Origin of the sequence: Streptomyces hokutonensis, from assembly GCF_000376565.1 — a bacterium.
Classification (GTDB): Bacteria; Actinomycetota; Actinomycetes; order Streptomycetales; family Streptomycetaceae; genus Streptomyces; species Streptomyces hokutonensis.
Map to the genome: position 1 here is coordinate 103,566 of NZ_BARG01000045.1, position 22,897 is coordinate 126,462.

25 protein-coding genes and 1 riboswitch are annotated in these 22,897 nt (G+C 69.9%); of the genes, 12 read left to right on the plus strand and 13 right to left on the minus strand.

Going from position 1 to position 22,897, the window contains the following annotated elements:
• Positions 1-125 precede the first annotated feature (125 nt).
• From SSP08S_RS27850 to SSP08S_RS27860, 3 genes are read right to left on the minus strand one after another with little or no spacing between them, the layout of a single operon-like run.
• Positions 126-1,838 (minus strand): sodium/solute symporter, encoded by a 1,713-nt coding sequence (locus tag SSP08S_RS27850; RefSeq protein ID WP_019070927.1) that lies wholly within the window; start codon positions 1,836-1,838, stop codon positions 126-128.
• Positions 1,835-2,194 (minus strand): hypothetical protein, encoded by a 360-nt coding sequence (locus SSP08S_RS27855; protein WP_019070928.1) that lies wholly within the window; start codon positions 2,192-2,194, stop codon positions 1,835-1,837. The genes SSP08S_RS27850 and SSP08S_RS27855 overlap by 4 nt, the downstream gene beginning before the upstream one ends.
• Before the next feature lie 2 nt (positions 2,195-2,196).
• Positions 2,197-2,946, minus strand: a complete 750-nt coding sequence (locus tag SSP08S_RS27860) for a LytR/AlgR family response regulator transcription factor (RefSeq protein WP_019070929.1) — start codon at positions 2,944-2,946, stop codon at positions 2,197-2,199.
• Between the two features lie 77 nt (positions 2,947-3,023).
• Between SSP08S_RS27860 and SSP08S_RS27865 the strand changes: the two genes are divergently transcribed.
• The 3 genes from SSP08S_RS27865 (at position 3,024) to rocD (ending at position 5,686) form a co-directional block, all read left to right on the plus strand.
• On the plus strand, positions 3,024-3,527 hold the full coding sequence (locus SSP08S_RS27865) for an Lrp/AsnC family transcriptional regulator (RefSeq protein WP_019070930.1): 504 nt from the start codon (positions 3,024-3,026) through the stop codon (positions 3,525-3,527).
• A gap of 123 nt (positions 3,528-3,650) precedes the next feature.
• Entirely contained in the window at positions 3,651-4,463 is an 813-nt protein-coding gene (gene ddaH / locus SSP08S_RS27870) for a dimethylargininase (protein WP_019070931.1), read from the plus strand.
• Positions 4,460-5,686 carry an ornithine--oxo-acid transaminase gene (rocD, locus tag SSP08S_RS27875; protein ID WP_019070932.1) on the plus strand — a complete coding sequence of 409 codons (1,227 nt, stop codon included), beginning with the start codon at positions 4,460-4,462 and terminating at the stop codon, positions 5,684-5,686. The genes ddaH and rocD overlap by 4 nt, the downstream gene beginning before the upstream one ends.
• A gap of 173 nt (positions 5,687-5,859) precedes the next feature.
• On the opposite strand, the gene SSP08S_RS27880 is transcribed toward rocD, so the two are convergent.
• A complete protein-coding gene (locus tag SSP08S_RS27880) occupies positions 5,860-6,138 on the minus strand; it encodes a hypothetical protein (protein WP_245607971.1) in 279 nt (92 codons plus the stop codon).
• Positions 6,139-6,601: 463 nt separating this feature from the next.
• Here SSP08S_RS27880 and SSP08S_RS27885 point away from each other — a divergent pair, with 463 nt between their 5' ends.
• The 4 genes from SSP08S_RS27885 to SSP08S_RS27900 all read left to right on the plus strand — a co-directional run bounded on the left by SSP08S_RS27885 (position 6,602) and on the right by SSP08S_RS27900 (position 12,042).
• Positions 6,602-7,855, plus strand: coding sequence for an EfeM/EfeO family lipoprotein (locus SSP08S_RS27885; RefSeq protein ID WP_019070934.1), 1,254 nt, complete (start codon positions 6,602-6,604; stop codon positions 7,853-7,855).
• Complete coding sequence (efeB, locus tag SSP08S_RS27890) at positions 7,852-9,069, plus strand: iron uptake transporter deferrochelatase/peroxidase subunit (RefSeq protein ID WP_019070935.1); 1,218 nt, start codon at positions 7,852-7,854, stop codon at positions 9,067-9,069. The genes SSP08S_RS27885 and efeB overlap by 4 nt, the downstream gene beginning before the upstream one ends.
• A gap of 173 nt (positions 9,070-9,242) precedes the next feature.
• Entirely contained in the window at positions 9,243-11,120 is a 1,878-nt protein-coding gene (locus SSP08S_RS27895; protein ID WP_026178878.1) for a phospholipase C, read from the plus strand.
• Between the two features lie 202 nt (positions 11,121-11,322).
• Positions 11,323-12,042, plus strand: coding sequence for a lysophospholipid acyltransferase family protein (locus SSP08S_RS27900; protein WP_026178879.1), 720 nt, complete (start codon positions 11,323-11,325; stop codon positions 12,040-12,042).
• Between the two features lie 78 nt (positions 12,043-12,120).
• On the opposite strand, the gene SSP08S_RS27905 is transcribed toward SSP08S_RS27900, so the two are convergent.
• The 8 genes from SSP08S_RS27905 to SSP08S_RS27940 all read right to left on the minus strand — a co-directional run bounded on the left by SSP08S_RS27905 (position 12,121) and on the right by SSP08S_RS27940 (position 19,017).
• Positions 12,121-13,728 (minus strand): alpha/beta hydrolase, encoded by a 1,608-nt coding sequence (locus SSP08S_RS27905; protein ID WP_019070938.1) that lies wholly within the window; start codon positions 13,726-13,728, stop codon positions 12,121-12,123.
• 134 nt (positions 13,729-13,862) lie between these two features.
• Positions 13,863-14,621 (minus strand): urease accessory protein UreD, encoded by a 759-nt coding sequence (locus tag SSP08S_RS27910; RefSeq protein WP_026178880.1) that lies wholly within the window; start codon positions 14,619-14,621, stop codon positions 13,863-13,865.
• Positions 14,618-15,295: an urease accessory protein UreG gene (gene ureG, locus SSP08S_RS27915; RefSeq protein ID WP_019070940.1), complete on the minus strand. Its 678-nt coding sequence runs from the start codon at positions 15,293-15,295 to the stop codon at positions 14,618-14,620. The genes SSP08S_RS27910 and ureG overlap by 4 nt, the downstream gene beginning before the upstream one ends.
• A 245-nt stretch (positions 15,296-15,540) precedes the next feature.
• Positions 15,541-16,215, minus strand: a complete 675-nt coding sequence (locus tag SSP08S_RS27920; RefSeq protein ID WP_019070941.1) for an urease accessory protein UreF — start codon at positions 16,213-16,215, stop codon at positions 15,541-15,543.
• Positions 16,215-17,936: an urease subunit alpha gene (locus tag SSP08S_RS27925; RefSeq protein WP_019070942.1), complete on the minus strand. Its 1,722-nt coding sequence runs from the start codon at positions 17,934-17,936 to the stop codon at positions 16,215-16,217. The genes SSP08S_RS27920 and SSP08S_RS27925 overlap by 1 nt, the downstream gene beginning before the upstream one ends.
• Entirely contained in the window at positions 17,929-18,240 is a 312-nt protein-coding gene (locus SSP08S_RS27930; RefSeq protein ID WP_019070943.1) for an urease subunit beta, read from the minus strand. The genes SSP08S_RS27925 and SSP08S_RS27930 overlap by 8 nt, the downstream gene beginning before the upstream one ends.
• Before the next feature lie 9 nt (positions 18,241-18,249).
• Positions 18,250-18,552: an urease subunit gamma gene (locus tag SSP08S_RS27935; RefSeq protein ID WP_010988499.1), complete on the minus strand. Its 303-nt coding sequence runs from the start codon at positions 18,550-18,552 to the stop codon at positions 18,250-18,252.
• 177 nt (positions 18,553-18,729) lie between these two features.
• Positions 18,730-19,017 (minus strand): type II toxin-antitoxin system Phd/YefM family antitoxin, encoded by a 288-nt coding sequence (locus SSP08S_RS27940; RefSeq protein ID WP_019070944.1) that lies wholly within the window; start codon positions 19,015-19,017, stop codon positions 18,730-18,732.
• A gap of 63 nt (positions 19,018-19,080) precedes the next feature.
• On the opposite strand from SSP08S_RS27940, the gene SSP08S_RS27945 reads away from it, so the two are divergent.
• The 3 genes from SSP08S_RS27945 to SSP08S_RS27955 all read left to right on the plus strand — a co-directional run bounded on the left by SSP08S_RS27945 (position 19,081) and on the right by SSP08S_RS27955 (position 21,027).
• Positions 19,081-19,716, plus strand: a complete 636-nt coding sequence (locus SSP08S_RS27945) for an ATP-dependent Clp protease proteolytic subunit (protein ID WP_019070945.1) — start codon at positions 19,081-19,083, stop codon at positions 19,714-19,716.
• A 7-nt stretch (positions 19,717-19,723) separates the two neighbouring features.
• On the plus strand, positions 19,724-20,032 hold the full coding sequence (locus SSP08S_RS27950; RefSeq protein ID WP_019070946.1) for a hypothetical protein: 309 nt from the start codon (positions 19,724-19,726) through the stop codon (positions 20,030-20,032).
• A 338-nt stretch (positions 20,033-20,370) separates the two neighbouring features.
• Positions 20,371-20,550: riboswitch (cyclic di-AMP (ydaO/yuaA leader) on the plus strand.
• Positions 20,551-20,553: 3 nt separating this feature from the next.
• Positions 20,554-21,027, plus strand: a complete 474-nt coding sequence (locus tag SSP08S_RS27955) for a C40 family peptidase (protein ID WP_019070947.1) — start codon at positions 20,554-20,556, stop codon at positions 21,025-21,027.
• A gap of 84 nt (positions 21,028-21,111) precedes the next feature.
• Here the strand turns inward: SSP08S_RS27955 and SSP08S_RS27960 are convergent, their stop codons facing one another.
• Complete coding sequence (locus SSP08S_RS27960) at positions 21,112-21,570, minus strand: ATP-binding protein (RefSeq protein ID WP_019070948.1); 459 nt, start codon at positions 21,568-21,570, stop codon at positions 21,112-21,114.
• A gap of 212 nt (positions 21,571-21,782) precedes the next feature.
• Here SSP08S_RS27960 and SSP08S_RS27965 point away from each other — a divergent pair, with 212 nt between their 5' ends.
• Positions 21,783-22,652 (plus strand): helix-turn-helix domain-containing protein, encoded by an 870-nt coding sequence (locus SSP08S_RS27965; RefSeq protein WP_019070949.1) that lies wholly within the window; start codon positions 21,783-21,785, stop codon positions 22,650-22,652.
• Between the two features lie 9 nt (positions 22,653-22,661).
• Complete coding sequence (locus SSP08S_RS27970) at positions 22,662-22,886, plus strand: DUF397 domain-containing protein (protein WP_019070950.1); 225 nt, start codon at positions 22,662-22,664, stop codon at positions 22,884-22,886.
• The last annotated feature ends 11 nt before the right edge of the window (positions 22,887-22,897 follow it).

Consider the following 22,897-nt stretch of genomic DNA (forward strand, 5'->3'; position numbering starts at 1 on the left):
TGACATGTGCCGCGCTGCCATGGGGGCGGCCGTCATGTGGAACGCGGCCACGTGCCGCGTCGCCGTGCCAGGCGCCGCCGCCACGTGGGGCATGGCCACATGGCGTGCCATCCTGTGCCGCGCTCTCACGCCTTCACCTCCGCCCGTAGTTCCTCCGGCAGGTGGAAGCGGGCCAGGATCGCCGCCGTGCCTGTGGGCACGCGGCCCGGGGTGGCCAGGGACACCAGGACCATGGTGAGGAAGCCCAGCGGTACCGACCAGAGGGCGGGCCAGGCGAGCAGGGCGTGCAGGGGGCCGGTGCCGGGGAAGCCTGCCATGGTCGCGGCCACCGCGACGAACGCCGAGCCGCCGCCGACCAGCATTCCGGCCGCCGCGCCGGGTGGGGTGAGCCGGGTCCACCAGATGCCGAGGACCAGCAACGGGCAGAAGGAGGAGGCCGATACGGCGAACGCGAGGCCCACCGCGTCGGCGACGGGCAGCCCGCCGACCACGACGCTCGCTACTAACGGGACGACCATGGCGAGGACCGTGCCGAGCCTGAAGTGCCGTACCCCGCGCGACGGGAGGACGTCCTGGGTGAGAACGCCCGCGACGGCCATGGTGAGTCCCGACGCGGTGGACAGGAACGCGGCGAAGGCGCCGCCCGCGACCAGCGCGCCGAGCAGATCGCCGCCGACGCCGCCGATCATGCGGTCGGGCAGCAGGAGTACGGCCGCGTCGGCGTCGCCGGTGATGGTGAGTTCGGGGGTGTAGAGGCGGCCGAGGGCGCCGTAGACAGGCGGGAGGAGGTAGAAGGCGCCGATGAGGCCGAGGACGGCGACCGTGGTGCGGCGGGCGGCGACGCCGTGCGGGCTGGTGTAGAAGCGGACGACGACGTGTGGCAGGCCCATGGTGCCGAGGAAGGTGGCGAGGATGAGGCCGTACGTGGCGTACAGCGGGCGTTCCTCGCGGCTGGCGGCCAAGGACGTCGACATGCCGCCGTTGGTGCCGCGGTCGGCGACCGGGACGGTGGCGCCCTTGGCGAAGGTGAGGCGGGTGCCGGCTCCGATGTGGTGGGTTCCGGTGGGGAGTTGGAGCCGCTCGGCACGGTGGCGCCGACCGTCGACCGTGCCGTTCACCGTGACGGTCAGGGGGTGGTCGAGTTTGAGGTCGAGGGTGTCGTCGACGCGGACGACGCGCTGTTCGCGGAAGGCGGCCGGTTCCTCGAAGGCGTGCCGGGGCGCTCCGTCGCTCTGCCAGGCGAGGACCAGGAAGAGCGCGGGGACGAGCAGCGCGGTGAGCTTCAGCCAGTACTGGAAGGCCTGGACGAAGGTGATGCTGCGCATGCCACCCGCGGCGACGGTCGCGACGACCACGACCGCCACGATCAGCCCGCCGAGTGAATCGGGCGCCCCGGTAAGAACCGTCAACGTCAGCCCCGCGCCCTGGAGTTGAGGCAGGAGATACAGCCAGCCGACCCCGACGACGAACGCGCCCGCGAGCCGCCGTACCCCGTGCGAGGCGAGCCGGGCCTCGGCGAAGTCGGGGAGGGTGTAGGCGCCGGAGCGGCGCAGCGGCGCGGCGACGAAGAGCAGCAGGACCAGGTATCCGGCGGTGTAGCCGACGGGATACCAGAGCATGTCGGGGCCCTGGACGAGGACCAGTCCCGCGATGCCGAGGAATGAGGCGGCAGAGAGGTATTCGCCGCTGATGGCGGCTGCGTTGAGGCGGGGGCCGACGGTGCGGGAGGCGACGTAGAAGTCGGAGGTGGTGCGGGATATGCGCAGGCCGAAGGCGCCGACGAGGACGGTCGCCACGACGACGAGGGCGACCGCCGGTACCGCATAACTGGAGTTCATCGGTCCTCGACGAGGCGCACGAAGTCACGCTCGTTGCGTTCGGCGCGGCGCACGTACCAGAGGGCGAGCAGGACGAGCGGGGCGTAGAGGCAGAAGCCGAGGACCAGCCATTCGAGGCGGCGGGAGTCCGGGGTCGCCGCGAACACCAGGGGCAGCGGGCCGACGAGGAGGACGAGGACCGCAAACACCGTGAGGGCGGCACGGAGTTGGGTGCGCATGAGGGAGCGGACGTAGGTGTGGCCGAGGGTGGTCTGTTCGTCGATCTCGGTGCGGGGGCGGGAGTAGCCGGAGGCACGGCGGGTGCGGCGGGGCGGCCCGGTGACAACGACCCTGCGCTCGGTGGGTTCCTGAGGCACCGTCAGGACCTCCGCATCAGCAGGTCCCGCAGTTCGCGGGTGTGGCGGCGGCTGACCTGGAGTTCCTCGCCGCCGACCAGGACGCTCACCGTCCCTGCGTCCAGGCGGAGTTCGCCGATGTGGCGCAGGGCGACGAGATGGCGGCGGTGGATGCGGACGAAGCCGCGCGAGCGCCAGCGGTCCTCGAGGGTGGAGACCGGGATACGGACGAGGTGGCTGCCGCGGTCGGTGTGGAGGCGGGCGTAGTCGCCCTGGGCCTCGACGTGGGTGATGTCGTCGACGGCCACGAAGCGGGTGACACCGCCGAGTTCGACGGCGATGTGGTCGGGGTCGGGTTCGTGCACGGGTATCCGCGGTGCCGCGCCGCCGAGTTCGGCCGCCCGGCGCACCGCCTCGGCGAGCCGTTCCTTGCGGACGGGCTTCAGCACGTAGTCGACTGCCTTGAGATCGAAGGCCTGTACGGCGAAGTCCTCGTGCGCCGTGACGAACACGACGAGCGGCGGCTGCGCGAATCCGGTCAGCAGCCGTGCCAGGTCGAGCCCGTCGAGCCCGGGCATCTGGATGTCGAGGAAGACGACGTCGATGGCTTCGGGTCCGCCGGGGCCGGACTCCAGGGCGCGGTTGATGCGGCGCAGCGCCTCGGTCGCGTCGCCCGCGCCCTCCGCGCTGCCGATGCGTGGATCGGCGTTCAGCAGATAGAGCAGCTCCTCCAGTGAGGGGCGTTCGTCGTCGACGGCGAGGGCGCGCAGCATGAACGTGGAGTGTAGGAGGAATTCGTACGCCTGGACATGTACCCGGCGTGGACGTCCCCGCTGGATACAGTGCCGACATGAACAGCAGGACCACGCCGTTCGACGAGCTCGACCGGAAGATCATCAACGCGCTGATGGCGAACGCGAGGACCAGCTTCGCCGAGATCGGCGCGGCGATCGGGCTGTCCGCGACGGCCGTGAAGCGGCGGGTGGACCGGCTGCGGGAGACGGGTGTGATCACCGGGTTCACGGCGACCGTACGGCCGTCCGCGCTCGGGTGGCGCACGGAGGCGTACGTGGAGGTGTACTGCGAGGGCGCCGCGCCCCCCAGGCGGCTCGCGGAGGTGGTGCGCAACCATCCGGAGATCACCGCGGCGATGACGGTGACCGGCGGCGCGGACGCGCTGCTGCATGTGCGGGCGACCGATGTGGACCACTTCGAGGAGGTGCTGGAACGGATCCGGCAGGAGCCGTTCATCCGGAAGACGATCAGTGTGATGGTGCTGTCCCACCTCCTCCCGGAAAGCCCCGAAGCGGGTGCCACCCACCCCGCGCCGGGCGACGCATCAGACGTGCGCTGACCCCGTCCAAGACGCAGCATTCCTGCGCGGACACGCAGCCTTCATCGCTTGTCGCGCGTATTGGTCTCTTCCTACCTTGGTGTCAACCCCAGTCGACATCACAGGAAGCGGAGGAACCCCTCTGTGCCCGAGACCCGTGTGCGGCGCCGGCGGCGCTTTCTCGTCTGCGAACCCAGACACTTCGCCGTGCAGTACGCGATCAACCCCTGGATGCATCCCGACGCCCAGGTCGACGTCGATCTCGCCCAGGAGCAGTGGCGAACACTGATCGACACCTACCGCGAGCACGGCCACACCGTCGACACCGTGCCCCCGGCCCCCGGCCTCCCGGACATGGTGTTCGCCGCGAACTCGGCGGTCGTCGTCGACGGCCGCGTCTTCGGCTCCCTCTTCCACGCGCCCGAGCGGCGGCCCGAGTCCGACCACTACGACATGTGGTTCAAGGCGGCCGGCTACGACGTCTACCGCCCCGAGTCGGTGAGCGAGGGCGAGGGCGACCTGATCCCGACCGGCCGCTATCTGCTGGCCGGCACCGGGTTCCGTACGACCCGCGAGGCCCATCGCGAGGTGCAGGAGTTCTTCGGCGTCCCGGTGATCAGCCTGACGCTGGTGGACCCGTACTTCTACCACCTGGACACGGCGCTGTTCGTCCTCGACGAGGACAACATCTGCTACTACCCGGAGGCGTTCTCGCCGGGCAGCCGCGAGGTGCTCGCGCGGCTGTTCCCGGACGCGGTGCTCGCGACCCGTGAGGACGCGATGACGTTCGGCCTCAACTCCGTCTCCGACGGCCTGCACGTCTTCATCGCGCCCCAGGCCGAGGCTCTGGCCGCGCGTCTCGCCGAACGCGGCTACGTCCCCGTCCCCGTCGACCTGTCGGAGTTCCACAAAGCCGGCGGCGGCATCAAGTGCTGCACCCAGGAGATCCGCTCATGACCGCACCCGCCAGTGCCCGTACGTCCGCCGACCTCATCCGCGCCGAGGAGCCGGTCCTCGCGCACAACTACCACCCGCTGCCCGTGGTGGTCGCCCGTGCCGAGGGGACCTGGGTGGAGGACGTCGAGGGCCGCCGTTACCTCGACATGCTCGCCGGCTACTCGGCCCTCAACTTCGGCCACCGCCACCCCGTGCTGATCGACGCGGCCCACCGCCAGCTCGACCAGCTGACGCTCACCTCCCGCGCCTTCCACAACGACCGCCTCGCCGAATTCGCCGAACGGCTCGCGGAGTTGACCGGCCTCGACATGGTGCTGCCGATGAACACGGGCGCGGAGGCGGTCGAGAGCGGCATCAAGGTGGCCCGCAAGTGGGCCTACGACGTGAAGGGCGTCCCCGCCGACCGGGCCACCATCGTCGTCGCGGCGGAGAACTTCCACGGCCGTACGACGACGATCGTCAGCTTCTCCACCGACGAGTCGGCGCGGGCGGGCTTCGGTCCCTTCACGCCGGGCTTCCGGATCGTGCCGTACAACGACCTCGCGGCGCTGGAGGCGGCGGTCGACGAGACGACTGCGGCGGTGCTGATCGAGCCGATCCAGGGCGAGGCCGGGGTGATCATCCCGGACGCGGGCTATCTGGCCGGTGTCCGCGAACTCACCACCCGCAAGGGCTGCTTGTTCATCGCGGACGAGATCCAGTCGGGTCTCGGCCGCACCGGCCGCACCCTCGCCGTCGAGCACGAGGGCGTCGTCCCGGACGTACTGCTGCTCGGCAAGGCGCTGGGCGGTGGCATCGTGCCGGTGTCGGCGGTGGTCGCGCGGCGCGAGGTGCTGGGGGTGCTGCACCCGGGCGAGCACGGCTCGACGTTCGGCGGCAACCCGTTCGCCGCGGCGGTCGGCACGGCGGTCGTCGAACTGCTGGAGACCGGTGAATTCCAGCGCAGGGCGGCCGAGTTGGGCGTGGTCCTGCGGGACGGTCTGACCGAGCTGGTCGGCAAGGGTGTCGTCGGTTTCCGCTCCCGCGGCCTCTGGGCGGGTGTCGACGTCGACCCGGCGATCGGCACCAGCCGCGAGATCAGCGAACGCCTCATGCGCGAGGGCGTGTTGGCCAAGGACACCCACGGCTCCACGATCCGACTGGCCCCGCCGCTGACCATCACGGCGGACGAACTCCGGTCGGCCATGGGCGCGTTGGAGAGGGTGCTGACGCAAGGGGCGTGAGGTGACGGGTGGTTGGACCGGCGCGGGGAGTCGGTCCAACCACCGGTCCCGACCGCTGGCGGCCTCTGGGGGTGACGGTGTCGACCCGGGCCGTGCGCGCGAGCGGCCGCCCGGCAAGGTCACGGGCCTCGGCCGGGATCGCATGGACGCGCCCGACTCCCCCACAGAATCGGCTAGTTGTCCACCGCGGACCGCTCCGCCGAAGGACCGGCGTCCGCCAGGGCGGCCTGCGCCAGGAGACGGCGGGCCAGGTCGCGGGCCTCGGCCACCGTCAGTGAGGCCCAGAGGCCGGGTTCGCCCCGCACGACGGGACCCACGTCCAGGGTGACCCGGGTGATCGGCCGCTCCGGTAGCGCCAGCAGCAGCCGCTTCACCGCGACCTGCCGACCGCAGGTGGTCACCAACGGCGCTTCACCCGACGGCGGGAGCGACTCCTGCCCTGACCGAATCATCTCGTCCACGACCCTTCTCTGAATACCCGGCGAGGTATCAGGAGCAGCGCCGGACGGGCCCGGGTTGTTCCCGCGCACCGGCTCCGCCACCCGTGCGGACCGCCACCAGGAACAGCGAATCGTGTTCGGCCTCGGCCGGCAGCGGGGCGTCGCCGTCCCGCTGCTCCGCCGGGAACGATCCGGAATCCCCCGGCCCCGGGCGCGGGACCGTGTGATGGCGGCCGAGCGGTCCCGATCACGGCGACGGTCCCGGCCGGGCCGCGTCTGCGGGCGGGGCCGCAGTAGCCCACCGTGCAGCGCCGCGCAGCGGACCGTGGTGGTCACGGACCCCCGGGTGAACCCCGGGCGAATTCTCGCCCGCCCTCCGGTCAGGACAGGGTCAAGGGGCGCGGTGGGGGCCGTGACGCCCTCATAAGATCGCTGGTACCGCCATCTTTCGTACGACTCCCCCTGGAGGCCGGGCGTGCCCGGAACCGCGCGCGGCGCCGAAGCCGAACCTGAGACCGAGCCCGCTCCCGCCGCCGGACATCGCCGTACCGTCCTGCTCGCGGCCGGTGCCCTGGTCGCCGTCGCGGCCGTGGTGGCCGGTGTGCTGGCGGCCCGGGGATCCGGATCGGATGGGAAGGCGACCGCTGCCGCCGGCGGGCCGCCGCACACCACCGTCGAGGTCGCGACCTCGGGCTGCGGCAGTGGCTGGACGCATCCGCAAGCCGGACACCAGGTCTTCGAGCTGCACAACACGTCGAGCACGGCGGCCGAGGTGTATCTGACCGATCCGACGACCGGCGCGGTCTACGGCGAGGTCGAGGGGCTGGCACCGGGGACGGTGCGGCCGCTCGGGGTGACCCTGGGGAACGGTTCGTACGCCTTCAAGTGTCTGCCCGACGACGCCGACGCCGTGACCGGACCCACCGTGCGGATCACCGGGTCGAAGGTGAAGAGCGGACCGGCGGCCGTGCCGATCACCCAGCAGGAGCTGATCCCGCCCACGCTCGCCTATCAGAAGTGGATTCAGGGCCGGACCGTCGAACTGGCCCAGAAGACCGACGTGTTGAAGGCCGCCGTCGATCGCGGCGATCTCGCGGCGGCCCGCAAGGCCTGGCTGCCCGCGCATCTCGTCTACGAGCGGATGGGCGCCGCCTACGGCACGTTCGGCGACTCCGACGGAGCGATCAACGGCACCACGGCCGGACTGAACGGCGGGGTGCGCGACGCCGGGTTCACCGGGTTCCACCGGGTCGAGTACGGGCTGTGGCACGGCGAGTCGGCGAGCGCTCTGCGCGGACCGGCCGATCAACTCGCCAAGGACGTCCACGCGTTGGAGAGCAGCTGGCCCAGCCAGCGGATGGACCCGGCCGACACCGGGCTGCGCGCGCACGAAATCCTGGAGAACACCGTGCAGTTCGAGCTGACCGGCCGCACCGACTACGGCAGCGGCACCAACCTGGCCACCGCCCGCGCCAACCTCGGCGGCACCCGCGTACTGCTCGGATACCTGGCCCCGCTGTTGAAGACCCGGGACGCGGGCTACGGCGAACTCGGCGACTGGATGGACCGGGCGCAGCACACCCTGGACGGCTTCGACCACTCCGGGAAGTGGACGCCGCTGGCTCAACTCACCCGTCCGCAAAGGGAGAAGGTCGACTCCGACCTCGGCGGACTGGTGGAGCGGCTGGCCGACGTGGCCGCCCTCACGGACGTACGGAGGACCGCGTGAAGCGCGTGAACGAGGTGGGCCGCCGGGGATTCCTGGCGAGCGCGGCGGCCGTGGCCGGTGCCGGTCTGGTGGCCGCCGACCGGGGTACGGCGTCGGCCGCGGCTGATACGGCCGCGCGCGTGCCCTTCCACGGGCTCCACCAGGCGGGCATCATCACCCCCGCCCAGCGCGCGACAGCGTTCGTCTCCTTCGACACGACCGCCGAGAACCGGGCCGAACTCTCCGATCTACTGCGGACGTTGACCGACCGGGCGCGTTTCCTGACCTCCGGCGGCAGTCCGGAGGACCTGGGCATCACCGCGCCGCCCGCCGACTCCGGCACCCTGGGCCCGGACCTCCCGGCCGACCGGCTGAGCGTCACGGTCGGCGTCGGGGCCTCGCTCTTCGACGACCGCTACGGGCTCGCGAAGCGCGTGCCCCGCCGGCTGACCGCGATGCCCGCCTTCCCCGACGACGACCTCGACTCCGCCTGGTGTCACGGTGATCTGAGCGTGCAGTTCTGCGCCGACACCTCCGACACCGTGCTGCACGCCCTGCGCGATGTCGCCCGGCACACGCGTGGGGGCATGCAGGTGCGGTGGCGGACGGACGGTTTCATCAGCCCGCCGCGTCCCTCGGGCACCCCGCGCAACCACCTCGGTTTCAAGGACGGCATCGCCAACCCGGAGGTGACCGACGCCCGCGCGATGAACGACCTCGTATGGGTGGGGGCCGGCGGCGGCGAACCGGCGTGGACGACCGGCGGAAGCTATCAAGTCGTACGCCTGATAAGGATGTTGGTGGAGTTCTGGGACCGGGTCTCCATCACCGAGCAGGAGCGGATGTTCGGCCGCGCCCGGGACACCGGCGCCCCGCTGGACGGGCGGCACGAGAAGGACACGCCGAACTTCGCGCAGGACCCGCAGGGCGATGTGATCCCGCTGGACAGTCACATCCGGCTGGCAAATCCGCGCACCACGCAGAGTGCCGACCAGCGCATTCTGCGCCGGGGTTACAACTACGACCGGGGCATGGACAGCAACGGCAACCTCGACATGGGGCTGCTGTTCTGCTGCTACCAGCAGGACCTGGCCCGGCAGTTCGAGACCGTGCAGAAGCGGCTGGCCGGTGAACCGCTGGTCGACTACGTCTCGCCGTACGGCGGGGGCTACTTCTTCGCGCTGCCCGGGGTCCGCGACAGCGCCGACTGGCTGGGCCGCACCCTGCTGGCCTGAGAGCGGGGTCAAGAACAGGCCAACAGACCATGAGAAAGTCCTGACCGGGCGTTCGCTCTCGCGTCATTGCCGCTCCCCCGCCCCGCCGTCACCATTGCCGAGGCTACGGCCGTAGGCGTCACGGCCTTGGGTGGCGTGGCAGCGAGAACAGTGCTCCCGGAAGGCGAGACAGCATGATCGGCACAGGAAGAATTCCAGGCGCGCGGCGGGGCCTGACCCGCGTGGGCGCCCTGCTCGGCGCGGCGGCGCTGGCCACGGCGGGCGGGGTCGTCCCGGCGGCGGCGAACTCCGGCGGCCACCAGCCTTCCGGCAGCACCCGCACGGCCACCCCGATCAAGCATGTGGTGGTGCTCTACGACGAGAACATCTCGTTCGACCACTACTTCGCCACCTACCCGCAGGCCGCCAACACGGACGGCACGAAGTTCAAGGCGGCGGCGCACACGCCGAAGGCCGACAACCTGCTGAACGCCGGGCTGCTGAAGAAGAACCCGAACCTCTACACGCCCACCCGGCTGAGCAGTTCGCAGGTGATGACCTGCGACCAGAACCACTCCTACGGCCCCGAGCAGTACGCGGCCGACGGCGGCAAGGCGGACAAGTACGTCGAGAACACAGAGGTCAACAAGTGCACCGGCCTGTTCGGTGAACCCGGTCTGGTGATGGACTACTACGACGGCAACACCGTCACGGGCATGTGGAACTACGCCCAGCAGTTCGCGCTGAACGACCACTCCTTCAGCTCGACCTTCGGCCCCTCGACGCCCGGCGCCCTGAACCTGATATCGGGCCAGACGCACGGTGTGATCTCGGTCGACCCGGCCTCCGGCACCGAGAACCCGAAGCAGACGACGACTCCGGACTCGTACGCGGTGGTCTCCCCGAACGCCAAGGGTGTCGGCACGGTCGTCAACGACCCCGACCCGGCCTTCGACGACTGCTCGGACAAGGACCACACCTCGACCAGCGCGCTCGCGGTGATGCAGGGCAAGAACATCGGCGACCTGCTCAACAACAAGGGTGTGACCTGGGGCTGGTTCCAGGGCGGCTTCCGGCCCAGCACCGCGTGGGACGGCAAGAGCGGCGACTACGCCAAGTGCGGGGGCACCACGCACACCAACGTGGGCGGCGCGGCCTCCGAGGACTACAGCCCGCACCACTCGCCGTTCGAGTACTACAAGTCGACGTCGAACCCGCACCACCTGGCGCCGAAGTCGGTCGCCGAGATCGGCCACAACGGCCGGGCGAACCACAACTACGACCTGACGGACTTCGACGCGGCGCTGAAGGCGAACAACCTTCCCGCGGTGAGCTTCCTGAAGGCGGCCGAGTACCAGGACGGGCACGCCGGCTACTCGGACCCGGCCGACGAGCAGAACTTCCTGATCAAGGAGATCAACGCGATCCAGAAGTCGCCGGAGTGGAAGTCGACGGCGGTCGTCATCGCCTACGACGACTCCGACGGCTGGTACGACCACGTGACCTCCAAGGTGCTCAACGGCTCGACGGACTCCACGGTCGGCTCCAACGGCAAGGCCACCGACAGCCCGGCCTGCCAGGCCGGTCCGGCGGCGAAGGGCGGCTACGCGGACCGCTGCGGCCCGGGCACCCGGCAGCCGCTGCTGGTCATCTCGCCGTACAGCAAGGTCAACAAGATCGACCACACGCCCACCGAGCAGGCGTCGATCACGCAGTTCATCGAGGACAACTGGCACACCGGCCGGATCGGTGACTCGTCCTTCGACCAGCGGGCGGGCACCCTGGGCGGCATGTTCGACTTCAAGCACCCGAACGACAAGCAGGTGCTGCTGAACACGAACGGCTCCGTGCAGTCGGTCAAGCGGATCCCGCACTACTCCCAGACGTCGTCGACGGCCACCACGGCCCCGTACCCGGCGTACGTCCAGGACCTGAAGGCGCAGAACGTCGCCGCCAGCCAGGCCGCCTCCAACACGCCGGCGATCGCGATCGGCGCGGGTCTGGTCACCGCCGCGGGCGCGACCACCGCGTTCGCGCTGTACCGCCGCAGGGCGCGCACCGCGTCCGTGTAAGTCCCGCCGGACCGGCGGCAGTTCCGTCCCGAGGGCGGCGAGGAGCTCCTTCTCGCCGCCCTCGGCCGTGTCCGCGGCGCGCTGATCGCCACCGGTTCCACGCGGCGCCGCCTGCCCCTACACTGGCAGCCCACGAGAGACCGGGTGACCTGCGAGAACAGATCGGTCGAGCCGACCCGCCGGAGTGAGGAGCGACCCCCCTTTGTTCTACTACGTCCTTAAATACGTGATTCTGGGTCCCTTGCTCAGACTGGCCTTCAGACCCCGCATCGAGGGCCTCGACCACATACCGGAGTCGGGTCCGGCGATCGTCGCGGGCAACCATCTCTCGTTCGCGGACCACTTCCTGATGCCCGCGGTCCTCAAGCGCCGCATCACGTTCCTCGCCAAGGCCGAGTACTTCACCGGCCCCGGCATCAGGGGCCGCCTCACGGCGACCTTCTTCCGCAGCGCGGGCCAGATCCCGGTCGACCGCTCCGGCAAGGAGGCGGGCCAGGCCGCGATCCGCGAGGGCCTCGGCGTCCTGAGCAAGGGCGAGTTGCTCGGCATCTACCCCGAGGGCACCCGCTCCCACGACGGCCGCCTCTACAAGGGCAAGGTCGGCGTCGCGGTCATGGCCCTGAAGGCCCAGGTGCCCGTCATCCCCTGCGCGATGATCGGCACCTTCGAGGCCCAGCCGCCCGGCAAGGTCATCCCGAACATCCACCCGGTGACCATCCGCTTCGGCAAGCCCCTCGACTTCTCCCGCTACGAGGGCATGGAGAACGAGAAGGCCATCCTGCGCGCCATCACCGACGAGATCATGTACGCGATCCTGATGCTCTCCGAGCAGGAGTACGTCGACCAGTACGCGGCCGTCGTCAAGGCGGAACAGGCGGCCGCCGCGAAGGAACGCAAGTTCCCGCGCCTGCCGCTGAGTTGAGGCTCCGCACGCGGAAGACATGAAGAGGGGCGGCCGGTTGCGAACCGACCGCCCCAAGTCATGTACGGATACTTCTTGTTACGGCACCGGCGTCGCGTGCGGGGTGCACGTCACGTCGGCGGCGTCCAGCTTGCCGGTGAGGAAGTAGGCGTCCACCCGGCTGTTGATGCACGGGTTGACCAGACCGGTCACACCGTGGGAGCCCGCGTCCTTCTCGGTGATCAGACGGGAGCCCTTGAAGCGCTGGTGCAGTACGACGGCACCCTCGTACGGCGTGGCGGCGTCACGCTGCGACTGCACGATGAGCACCGGCGGCAGACCCTTGCCGGTCCTGACCTCGACCGGGGACTGCTGCTTGACGGGCCAGGTGGCGCACGGCAGGTTCATCCAGGCGTTGGACCAGGTCAGGAACGGGTACTTCTTGTTGAGCTCCGTGTTGTCCTTGTCCCACTTCTTCCAGCTGGTGGGCCACTTGGCGTCGGTGCACTCGACGGCCGTGTAGACGGCGTTGCCGTTCTCAGAGGTGATGTTGCCCGCGGTGTCCGACATGTCGGGCGAGGCCGCGTCGATCAGCGGCTGGGGGTCACCGGCGAAGTACTTGCTGAACGCGGTGGCGACCGGCACCCACGAGGAGTCGTAGTACGGGGCGCCCTGGAAGAAGCCGAGCAGCTCGGCCGGACCGACGACCCCGCCGAGCGGGCTCTTCTTCGCGGTGGCGCGCAGCTGCAGCCACTTGGCCTGTACGGCGTCGCGCGTGGTCCCCAGGTGGAAGGTGGCGTCGTTCTTCGCGACCCAGTCCTCCCAGTCCTTCCAGCGGCCCTCGAAGGCGACGTCCTGGCCGAGGTTGGCCTCGTACCAGATGTTGTCGCGCGCCGGGTTGACGACGCTGTCGACGATCATGCGGCGCACGTGGCTCGGGAACAGGGTGCCGTAGACGGCGCCGAGGTAGGTGCCGTAGGAGACGCCCAGGTAGTTGAGCTTCTTCTCGCCGAGGGCGGCACGGATGACGTCCAGGTCGCGCGCGGTGTTCGGCGTGGTCATCTGCGCGAGCATGGTGCGGCCGGTGCGCTCGGCGCAGCCGTCGGCGTACTCACGGGCCAGCTTGCGCTGCGCGTTCTTGTCGGCGGTGGAGTCCGGTACCGGGTCCGCCTTGGGCGCCTTCACGAACTCCTGCGGGTCGATGCAGGAGATGGGCGCCGAGTGGCCGACACCGCGCGGGTCGAAGCCCACGAAGTCGTACGCCTTGGACGTGTTGACCCACAGCGGGTTCTTGGTGGTGACCCGGCGCGGGAAGCGCATTCCGGAGCCACCCGGGCCGCCGGGGTTGTAGACGAGCGCTCCCTGGCGCTCCTCCTTCGTGCCCGTGCTGGCGATGCGGTCGACGGCCAGCTTGATCGTCTTGCCGTTGGGCTTGGTGTAGTCGATCGGCACGGTGACATAGCCGCACTGGATCGGCTTCTCGAAACCCCAGCCGGCGGGGCAGTCCTGCCAGTCGATCCCGGCCTTGGCGGCGCGGGCGGCGGCGAGCGCGGCGCCCTTGGCCGCACTGTCCTGCCCGTGACCTGCGGCCTGGTTGGTCTGCGCGTTGGCCGTGGGTGCCACCACGGCGCCGGCTATCAGAGCCGCCGCGGCGAACCCGACCGAGCCGAACGCCGTGACGCGGCTCCTCGGTCTGATGAACCTCAAGTGGGCCCCTCCCCGTACTTAGTTGCGAAATGGTCTCGGGGGATCCTCCCGGCTGTGAGGTGTCTGAGGACAGAGGCTGTTGACCTTCTTTACCAATCCGATAAGCGGAAACCCACGTCCCGCTCAGCGGATACTCACCCGAGCGACGCCAACGCCTCGTCCAGCACCCGCCGCAACCGCAGCCCGTCGGCCGCCACAGCCGTCACCAGCACGGCAGGCCCGCCCAACGGCGCCAGCGCCGCACACTCCCCCAGCATCCGCGCCGCAGGCGGCTCCCGGGTGAACTCCGGCCGTACGACGACCAGTTGCCCCACCGCGCGATGCCCCGCGAGAACGGCGGGCCCGTCCCATCCGCCCGGCGCTCCGGGACCGCAGGCCAACTCCTGGTCCAGCACGGTCCGTCCGGCGATCCGCAACGTGAGCCGACTGGTGAGCCTCCCCGGCTCCTCACCGACCCTCCCGAGCACCTGCTCCTCGCGCAGTACGAGCCGGGCGGACCCGGCCAGGTCGATGCGCGTGGTGACGCGCAGATCACTACCGCACACGGAGATCAACTGCTCGGGCAGCCAGTGCAGTTCACCACCATCGGCAACGTCGATCCGCACGTCGTACCGCGACTCCCCCTTCGCCTGCCCGGGCAGCGCGATGGTCGCGGCGGCCGACCCCACCCGCAACCGCGCCCCGCTCTCCACATCGGCCTCGACGGCGAAGTGATCCCCGCCGAGCGGCCCGCTCATCGCCCCGACGAGCATGACCCGGGCCTCGGAACCGGTGGCACGGGTCCGGCGCAGCGCGAGCGGCCCATCGCCCTCCAGCACGGGCAGCGCGGTGCCGCCGCGCCCGTCCTCCCGGGCCACGATCCGCGCGGTGGCCCGAACGCCGGTCGCGATCACGCGACCCACGCGGCGAGTTGCTGCCGCACCCAGCGGGCAACATCGCCGACTCCCGCCTCGGTCCGCAACGACTGGAAGACAACGGGCAGTTCGGCTCGCTGAGCCTTCGCGTCGGCGGCCATCCGCCCGAGATCGGATCCCACGTACGGCGCGAGGTCGGTCTTGTTGACGACCAGCAGGTCGGCGGTGGTGACCCCGGGCCCGCCCTTGCGCGGAATGTCGTCCCCGCCGGCCACATCGATGACAAAGATCTGCGCGTCGACAAGCCCCTTGGAGAAGGTCGCGGTGAGATTGTCCCCACCGGACTCGACAAGGATCAGATCCAACGGCCCGACCTCGTCCTCCAGATCCTCCACGGCTTCGAGGTTGGCGGAGATGTCGTCCCGGATAGCCGTGTGCGGACAGGCCCCCGTCTCGACGGCACTGATCCGCTCGGGCGGCAACACGGCCTCCCGCAACAGGAATTCGGCGTCCTCACGGGTGTAGATGTCGTTCGTGACGACAGCGAGCGAGAGCTCGTCCCGCAGGGCTCGGCAGAGCGCGGCGACGGTCGCGGTCTTACCGGATCCGACAGGCCCGCCGAGCCCGATCCGCAGGGCACGGTGGGTACCGTCGGGACGGTGCGCGTCGGCACTGACGGCGGCGGGGCCGTCGTGGGTGTGGTCGAGGTGCATTGGTGCGGCTCCTTACGTGTTTCTACTGTGCTTGCGGTTTCGGCGCCTGCTTCGACCGGGCCGGCACCTCTTCATCCGGGCCGGCACCTCTTCATCCGGGCCGGCACCTCTCAGCCCGTCCGGCGTTTGAGGACGAGGCCGTCCAGGCCGACCGGGGGTCCAGGGGGCGGAGCCCCCCTGGCGGGGCCGAAGGGGCAGAGCCCCTGGTGACGGGACGGGTAGGGGCGGCGGGGGCGAGAAAACCCCTACGACGCGAACAACCGCACAGCCCAACCCGCATGCGCCTCCGCCCCGATCTCCAGCAACGGCGCAGACGCACAAGGCAGTTCATCAACCCCGAGCTCCACCACCCGCCGCGCCGCCTCCACCGCCCGATCAGCGACAAGGTCCAACTCCGGCGCCAACCGCGCCAGTACAGCCGTAGCGTCGAACGGATCAAGACTCAGCAACCGCACCGTCGCGGACGCGGGCCCACTCACACTCTCGTAGGCCGCACAGTACGCAGCGTCCTCAGCCCCAAGACCCGCCGCCCGAGCGACCAGCCCCAGCACAACCGGCTGATGCGCCCCCTTCGGAAACTCCCGCGCCAGCGCGTCGAGTTCACCGGACGGCCAGGTCGCACGCGCGGCCCGCATCAACTGCCGCCCGAGCTTCCGCCCAGCGACCCGCAACGCGGGCGACGGCGTCCGCGCGTCGGCCGCCGCGTCCAACTCCACGGGATCGACACCGAGTACGGCAGCCGCGGCCAGCGAGGCGGACACCAGCCCGGCCGTGTACAGCCGTCCCCGACAGAAGTCACCGAGGCTCGCCGCCCCGGTGACCCGCCCGGCCTTGACGGCGGCTTCCGCCCCACCGGAGTGCGCGTGCCCACCGGCGGGAAAGCGCCCGTCGGCGAGGACCAGCAGTGCTCCCCTGGACATCAGAAGAGGAAGTACCGCTGGGCCATGGGCAGTTCGGCCGCCGGAGTCGCCTCGACGAGCTCCCCGTCGATGTGCACGGCGAAGCTGTCGGGGTCGACCTGGACGCGCGGCCGGGCGTCGTTCTCCCGCATGTCGGCCTTGGTGACCCCACGGGTGGACTCGATGGCCACGAACCTCTTCCCGAGGTCGAGCCGTTCGGGCAGCCCGTCGTCGATCGCCAACTGCGCGACGAAGTTGAAGGAGTTGGAAGCGGGAGCCCGCCCGATCGCCCCGAACATCGGCCGGGGCAGGATCGGCTGCGGAGTCGGGATGGACGCGTTCGCGTCGCCCATCTGCGCGTACGCGATCTGCCCGCCCTTGATGACGAGGTGCGGCTTGACGCCGAAGAACGCCGGTTCCCAGAGCACGAGGTCGGCGAGCTTGCCGCTCTCGACGGAGCCGATCTCGCGGGCGAGGCCCTGTGCGAGGGCGGGGTTGATCGTGTACTTGGCGACATAGCGCCGTACGCGATGGTTGTCGGCACGGCCGTCGCCCGGCAGTGCGCCCCGCCGTCGCTTCATCACATGGGCCGTCTGCCAGGTCCGCATGATGACCTCGCCGACCCGGCCCATCGCCTGCGCGTCGGAGGAGATGATCGAGATGGCGCCGAGGTCGTGGAGGATGTCCTCCGCGCCGATCGTCGAGGGCCGGATGCGGGACTCGGCGAAGGCCAGGTCCTCGGGGACGGCCGGGTTGAGGTGGTGGCAGACCATCAGCATGTCGAGGTGTTCCTCGGCGGTGTTGACGGTGTAGGGCCGGGTCGGGTTGGTGGAGCTGGGCAGCACGTGCGGCTCGGAGACCACGGTCATGATGTCGGGCGCGTGCCCGCCGCCCGCACCCTCGGTGTGATACGCGTGGATGCCGCGTCCGGCGATCGCGGCGAGGGTGTCGCCGACGAACCCGGCCTCGTTCAACGTGTCGGTGTGGATGGCGACTTGGACACCAGTGCGGTCGGCGACGGTGAGCGAGGCGTCGATGACGGCCGGGGTCGAGCCCCAGTCCTCGTGCAGCTTCAGCCCGAGGGCGCCGCCGCGGATCTGGGACAGCATCGCCTCGTGCGAGACGGTGTTGCCCTTGCCGAGAAAGCCGATGTTGAGCGGGTACTGCTCCATCGCGGCCATCATCCGGGCCAGATGCCAGGGCCCGGGGGTGACCGTGGTCGCCTTGGAACCCTCGGCTGGTCCGGTGCCGCCGCCGACCAGGGTGGTGACCCCGGCGGAGAGCGCCTCGTCGGCGATCTGCGGGCAGATGAAGTGGACGTGCGCGTCGACGGCACCGGCCGTGAGGATGCGTCCGTTGCCCGCGATGACCTCGGTCTCGGGGCCGATCACCAGGTCGGGGTGGATGCCGTCCATGGTGTCCGGGTTGCCGGCCTTGCCGATGCCGGTGACGCGGCCGTCGCGGATGCCGACGTCGGCCTTGACGATGCCCCAGTGGTCGACGATGACGGCGCCGGTGATGACGGTGTCGGGGGTGCCTTCTGCGCGCGTAGCGCGCGCCTGGCCCATCGACTCGCGGATGACCTTGCCGCCGCCGAACACGGCCTCGTCACCGGCGAGACCGGGACCGCCGCTGCGGTCCTCCTCGATCTCGATCAGGAGGTCGGTGTCGGCGAGCCGGATGCGGTCGCCGGTGGTCGGTCCGAAGAGGTCCGCGTACGCGGCGCGGGAGATCTCAGGCATCGAGGGCACCTCCGGTCTCCCCGCGCAGTCCGGGCACGACACGGGCGCCGACCAGCGGGACGAGTTCGACGTCGACGGGGATCCCCGGTTCGAAGCGCACGGCGGTGCCTGCGGCGACGTTGAGCCGCTTGCCGCGCGCGGCGGCGCGGTCGAACTCGAGTCCGGGGTTGGCCTCGGCGAAGTGGTAGTGGGAGCCGACCTGGACGGGCCGGTCGGCGGCGTTGAGGACGGTCATCGATGTGACCTCGCGGCCCGCGTTGTAGACGATCGGGTCGTCCGCGAACAGGATCTCGCCGGGAATCATCGAGGCCTCCTACACGATCGGGTCGTGGACGGTGACGAGCTTGGTGCCGTCCGGGAAGGTCGCCTCGACCTGTACGTCGTGGATCATCTCGGGGATGCCCTCCATGACGTCGTCCCTGGTGAGCAGCTTGCGCCCGGAGGACATCAGCTCGGCGACGGTCCGGCCGTCACGGGCGCCCTCGAGGATGTGCGACGTGATGAGGGCGACCGCCTCGGGGTGGTTGAGCTTCAGACCACGGGCCCGGCGCTTCTCGGCCACGTCGGCCGCCACATGGATCAGCAGCCTCTCTTGCTCGTGCGGGGTCAGTTGCACGCTCCCACCTCACAGTCCTCGCTCCGGACCGTGCGGGGTCCGGCTGCCGTAGCCCCCGGTCAAAGTCCCTGGTGGCGTGGATCGGCAGGCTAGTTGGACCGAGTTTCAAGCAAGTTAACCGAGCTGTGATCAGGACAATCACATCTACGCCCGTAGAGCCGGTCCTCGACCGGTCGCCTAGGAGGGGTTCGGCCCCCGGTGCTCGGCCGCGATGCCGAAGCGCTGGTGTTCGCGGGGAGCGGACGCGACCTCACGGACGTGCGAGACGGCACTGATCACCTGCTCGTCGGCGTTCGCGTCCAGCTTGTCGAGTTCGTCGAGTCGTTCCAGGTCGGCGGCGGAGACCAGCGCGACAAGGGGCTTGCCGTGCCGTGTCACGACGACGCGCTCACCGCCGTACACCACCCGGTTGATCAGGTCGGCGAGCTCAGCCCTGGCTTGCGTCACCGGAATCTCGTAGGCCATGTGCCCATCATAACGTCATGTACGTCCTGTACATTTCTTACAGATGCCGAAGGAGGGGTACCCATGACCCGACCGTTCGCCCGCCATGTCCTGCCCGAATTCACGGAGCGCACCAGTTCCGGGCACCGGACGATGGATCCGTACTCGAAGCTGCTGGAGGAGCGGATCGTCTTCCTCGGGACGCCGATCGACGACATCTCGGCGAACGACGTGATGGCCCAGTTCATGCACCTCGAGTACCAGGCACCGGACCGGGACATCTCGCTGTACATCAACTCGCCCGGCGGCTCGTTCACCGCGATGTCGGCGATCTACGACACGCTCCAGTACGTCAGTTGCGACGTGGAGACGATCTGCCTCGGCCAGGCCGGCACCAGCGCGGCGGTGCTGCTGGCGGCGGGCACCCCGGGCAAGCGGTCGGCGTTGCCGGGCGCGCGGATGGTGCTCCACCAGCCCTCGCTGCCCGAGCCGATCCAGGGTCAGGCGAGTGATCTCGCCATCCAGGCGGAGGAGTTGGCGCGCACCCGGTCCCAACTGGAGGCGGTACTCGCCCTGCACACGGGCCGGACGGTGGAGCAGGTGACCGCGGACATCGAGCGCGACCTCGTCCTGGACGCCCAACAGGCCCTGGAATACGGCCTGGTGGACCGGATCGTGCCGACCCGCAGGACCTCGCTCACCGAGCCCGGCGGGGAGTGAGCCGACGATGCTGCCGCCGGAACTTCCGCCGCTGCCCGCGTTGACACGCGCCGAGGGCGAGTTGATCGACCGTTATCTGGATGTGGCCGACCTGCTGGGCCGTATCAATCCGGCGCATCACGGGGACACGTACCGTGGACTGCGGGCCGCCCAGGCGCTGGTGGCCAAGGCCATCGAGCTGCGGGACGCGCTGGCGCTGATGCACCAGCGGGGCGAGACCGAGCTGCACGCCCCCACACTCGCGCGGGCGCTGCGCGTGCTGGACGGGGAGCGCCGCACTGCTCGCGTCACGATCCCCGCGCCCTCCGACAGTTGACGGACACGCGACCGTCCCGGCCGGGGGCGAAACGGGCCGAACGGTGTACCCCTGATCGGTGTAGTCGCCGCTCCGTCCATGCGGCCGTCCGGGTTGCGCAACACGCGTAGCCCGTGGGGCGCGTGAGGTGTTCCAGTGCTGGTCCGGGGGTCATGCACCCTCGACACGCCCTCGAACACCGCTACGTTCAGCCGAACAGGTGAGTGGTGAGTAACCCCACAAATCCCCGATTCCGTTGGGCTTTTCGGACATTCATAGGTGAAGATCCCTGTCTGACGACAAGACCCCGCCGCAGCGGCGGGGCGATCCGGGCGGACGCCGAGTCCTGCCGCCACCCGGATGACAGGTCGACAGGATTGCATCGGCAGGAGTGGAGGACCCAAGCACGACGGGTCGCCGGGACGGTCACGCCATGACCGGGTCGAGCAGCCCTTGGGGTGAAGCCGCGTCAGCGGCCGGGCAACTTTGTCAGCCCGAATCCGACAGGTCATCCTTCACAGGCGGCTGACGAAGGGTTGCGCATGACTGCGCTCAATCGTGTCCCGTCGCTGATGGTCCGGGCCGGTACGGCTTCGGCCTTCGCCATCGCCGCCGTAGGCGCTTCCGTCGTGATCCCGGGCGTCGCATCCGACGCCGCGGCCGCGACTCCCGCGACGAAGGCACTCCAGGTCGCGGCGTCCAAGAAGGGCGCCCCGTACAGGTACGGGGCCACCGGACCGGGCCGCTTCGACTGCTCCGGGCTCACGCTGTACTCGTACAAGAAGGCAGGCAAGAAGCTGCCCCGTACGGCGGCCCAGCAGTACAACAAGACCCACCACATCTCGGCCGGCAGCCGCAAGGCCGGGGACCTCGTCTTCTTCCACTCGGGCTCCAGCGTCTACCACGTCGGCATCTACGCCGGCGGGGGAAAGATCTGGCACGCCCCGAAGACCGGGGACGTGGTGCGGTTGCAGAAGATCTGGACCAAGAGCGTCTGGTACGGCCGGGTGAGCTGACCTGGTTGAAAACTCCCGAGGGGGTGGCGGTCTCCTGACGGACCGCCACCCCCTCGGGTGTTCAGAGACGTTCGGCATGGTCGTCTACGGCTCCTGCTGGCCCGCGGCGGTCACCGGGCGGGCCGGGACCGTCCAGGGCACCTCGATGGAGACCGTCTTGCCGCCCTCAAGGGTGGGCCGGACCCTGAGTTTGCCGCCGCACTCCGCGGTCAGCCAGCGGATGATGACCATCCCTCGGCCGTTGTCCTGCTGGACGGCGGCCGGCAGGCGTTTGGGGAAGCGGGGATGGCTGTCGGTGACTCCGATGCGCAGCTGTTCGTCACGCTCCAGCTCGATGTCCACCGTGAAGGTGGGTGACTGTCCGAAGGTGTGCTGTACGGCGTTGGTGGCGAGTTCGGAGACGATGAGGCGGATGGTGTCGGCGACCTCCGTGTCCGCCGGCAGTCCCCATTCCACGAGGGTCCCGACCACGTAGGAGCGGGCGGTGGAGACCGAGGCGGGATCGCTCGGCAGAGTGACGGATGCTTCCAGATGGTCTGCCATGGCGCGGTCGTCCCTTTCCCGCGGGACCGGTGTCCGACACGGAGCGGATGGTTCGAGTACGGTCCCGGACTGGTGCTTCTTCGCCAGACTGCCATTACCGCGTCGCCAACGGTGCCGATCCACCAAGATATGCATATATCTGTCGCTCAAAGCGGTGAACTCTGCGAACCCAGACTCTATTTGGGCGGCTCGGAAGGAGTAAGGAGAAACCCATGCAGTACGGTCCCGCGGTGCGCCGCCGGAAACTGGGCGCCGAACTCCGCGCGTTGCGTGCGGACGCGGGGCTCACCAGCGGTGAGGCGGCCCGGCTGGTCGGCTGGCACCAGTCGAAGGTCAGCCGCATCGAGACCGGCGCGAGTGGCGTGAAAGCGCCCGACGTCCGGTTACTCCTGGACGCCTACGAGGTCGGCGACGCTCAACTCCGGGACATGCTGCTCGTGTTGGCGGGTTCCGACGACGGGGGCGGCCGGCACCACTGGTGGCACGCGTATCGCGGTGTACTGCCGCCCGCCTACCGGGACTTCATCAGCCTGGAGTCACAGGCCAGTACGATCCGCACCTTGGAGACCTCGGTGGTCCCGGGGCTGCTGCAGACACCCGAGTACGCCCGCGCGGTGACCCGGGCCGCCGTGGGAGGCCTGGACAACGACGGGCCGGAGCGGCTCGACGCGCTGGTGCAGGTGCGGCTGGCCCGGCAGGACATCCTGCGCGCGGATCCCCCACTCGAACTGAGCGTGGTCCTCGACGAGGCGGTGCTGCGCCGGGAGGTCGGCGGTCCTGGTGTGATGGCACGGCAGCTGGAGCGGCTCACCGAGGCGGCCCAGCTGCCCCAAGTCCGGCTTCAGGTCTTGCCGTTCGCCGCAGGAGCACACATCGGCATCACCGGTCCTTTCGTTATCTTCTCCTTTCCGAGCACTTCTGATCTGGACGTGGTTGTTCTCGACCACTTGACGAGTAGCCTCTACCTCGAACGGAAAGAAGACCTAGAGGCCTACAGCGAGGCCTTCAACACCCTTCAGTTCCACGCCCTTTCACCCGAGGACTCGTTGGACTACATCGCCGGGATAGGTGACGGCGCGTAAGGAGGCACCATGTCTGCACTGCCTCGGAACGTACCTTCCAGTACCGATCTGTCCGGCGTGCGGTGGCTGCGCAGCAGCTACAGCACGGGAGCGAACAACTGCGTCGAGGCGGCCCGTCCGCATTCGGGCCCCCGTGCGGGGCTGCTCGCCGTACGCGACTCCAAGGACCCGCAGGGACCCGCTCTGCTCTTCTCCCCCGAGAGCTGGACGGGATTCCTCGGCGCCTTCCACTGATCGGTTTCCCC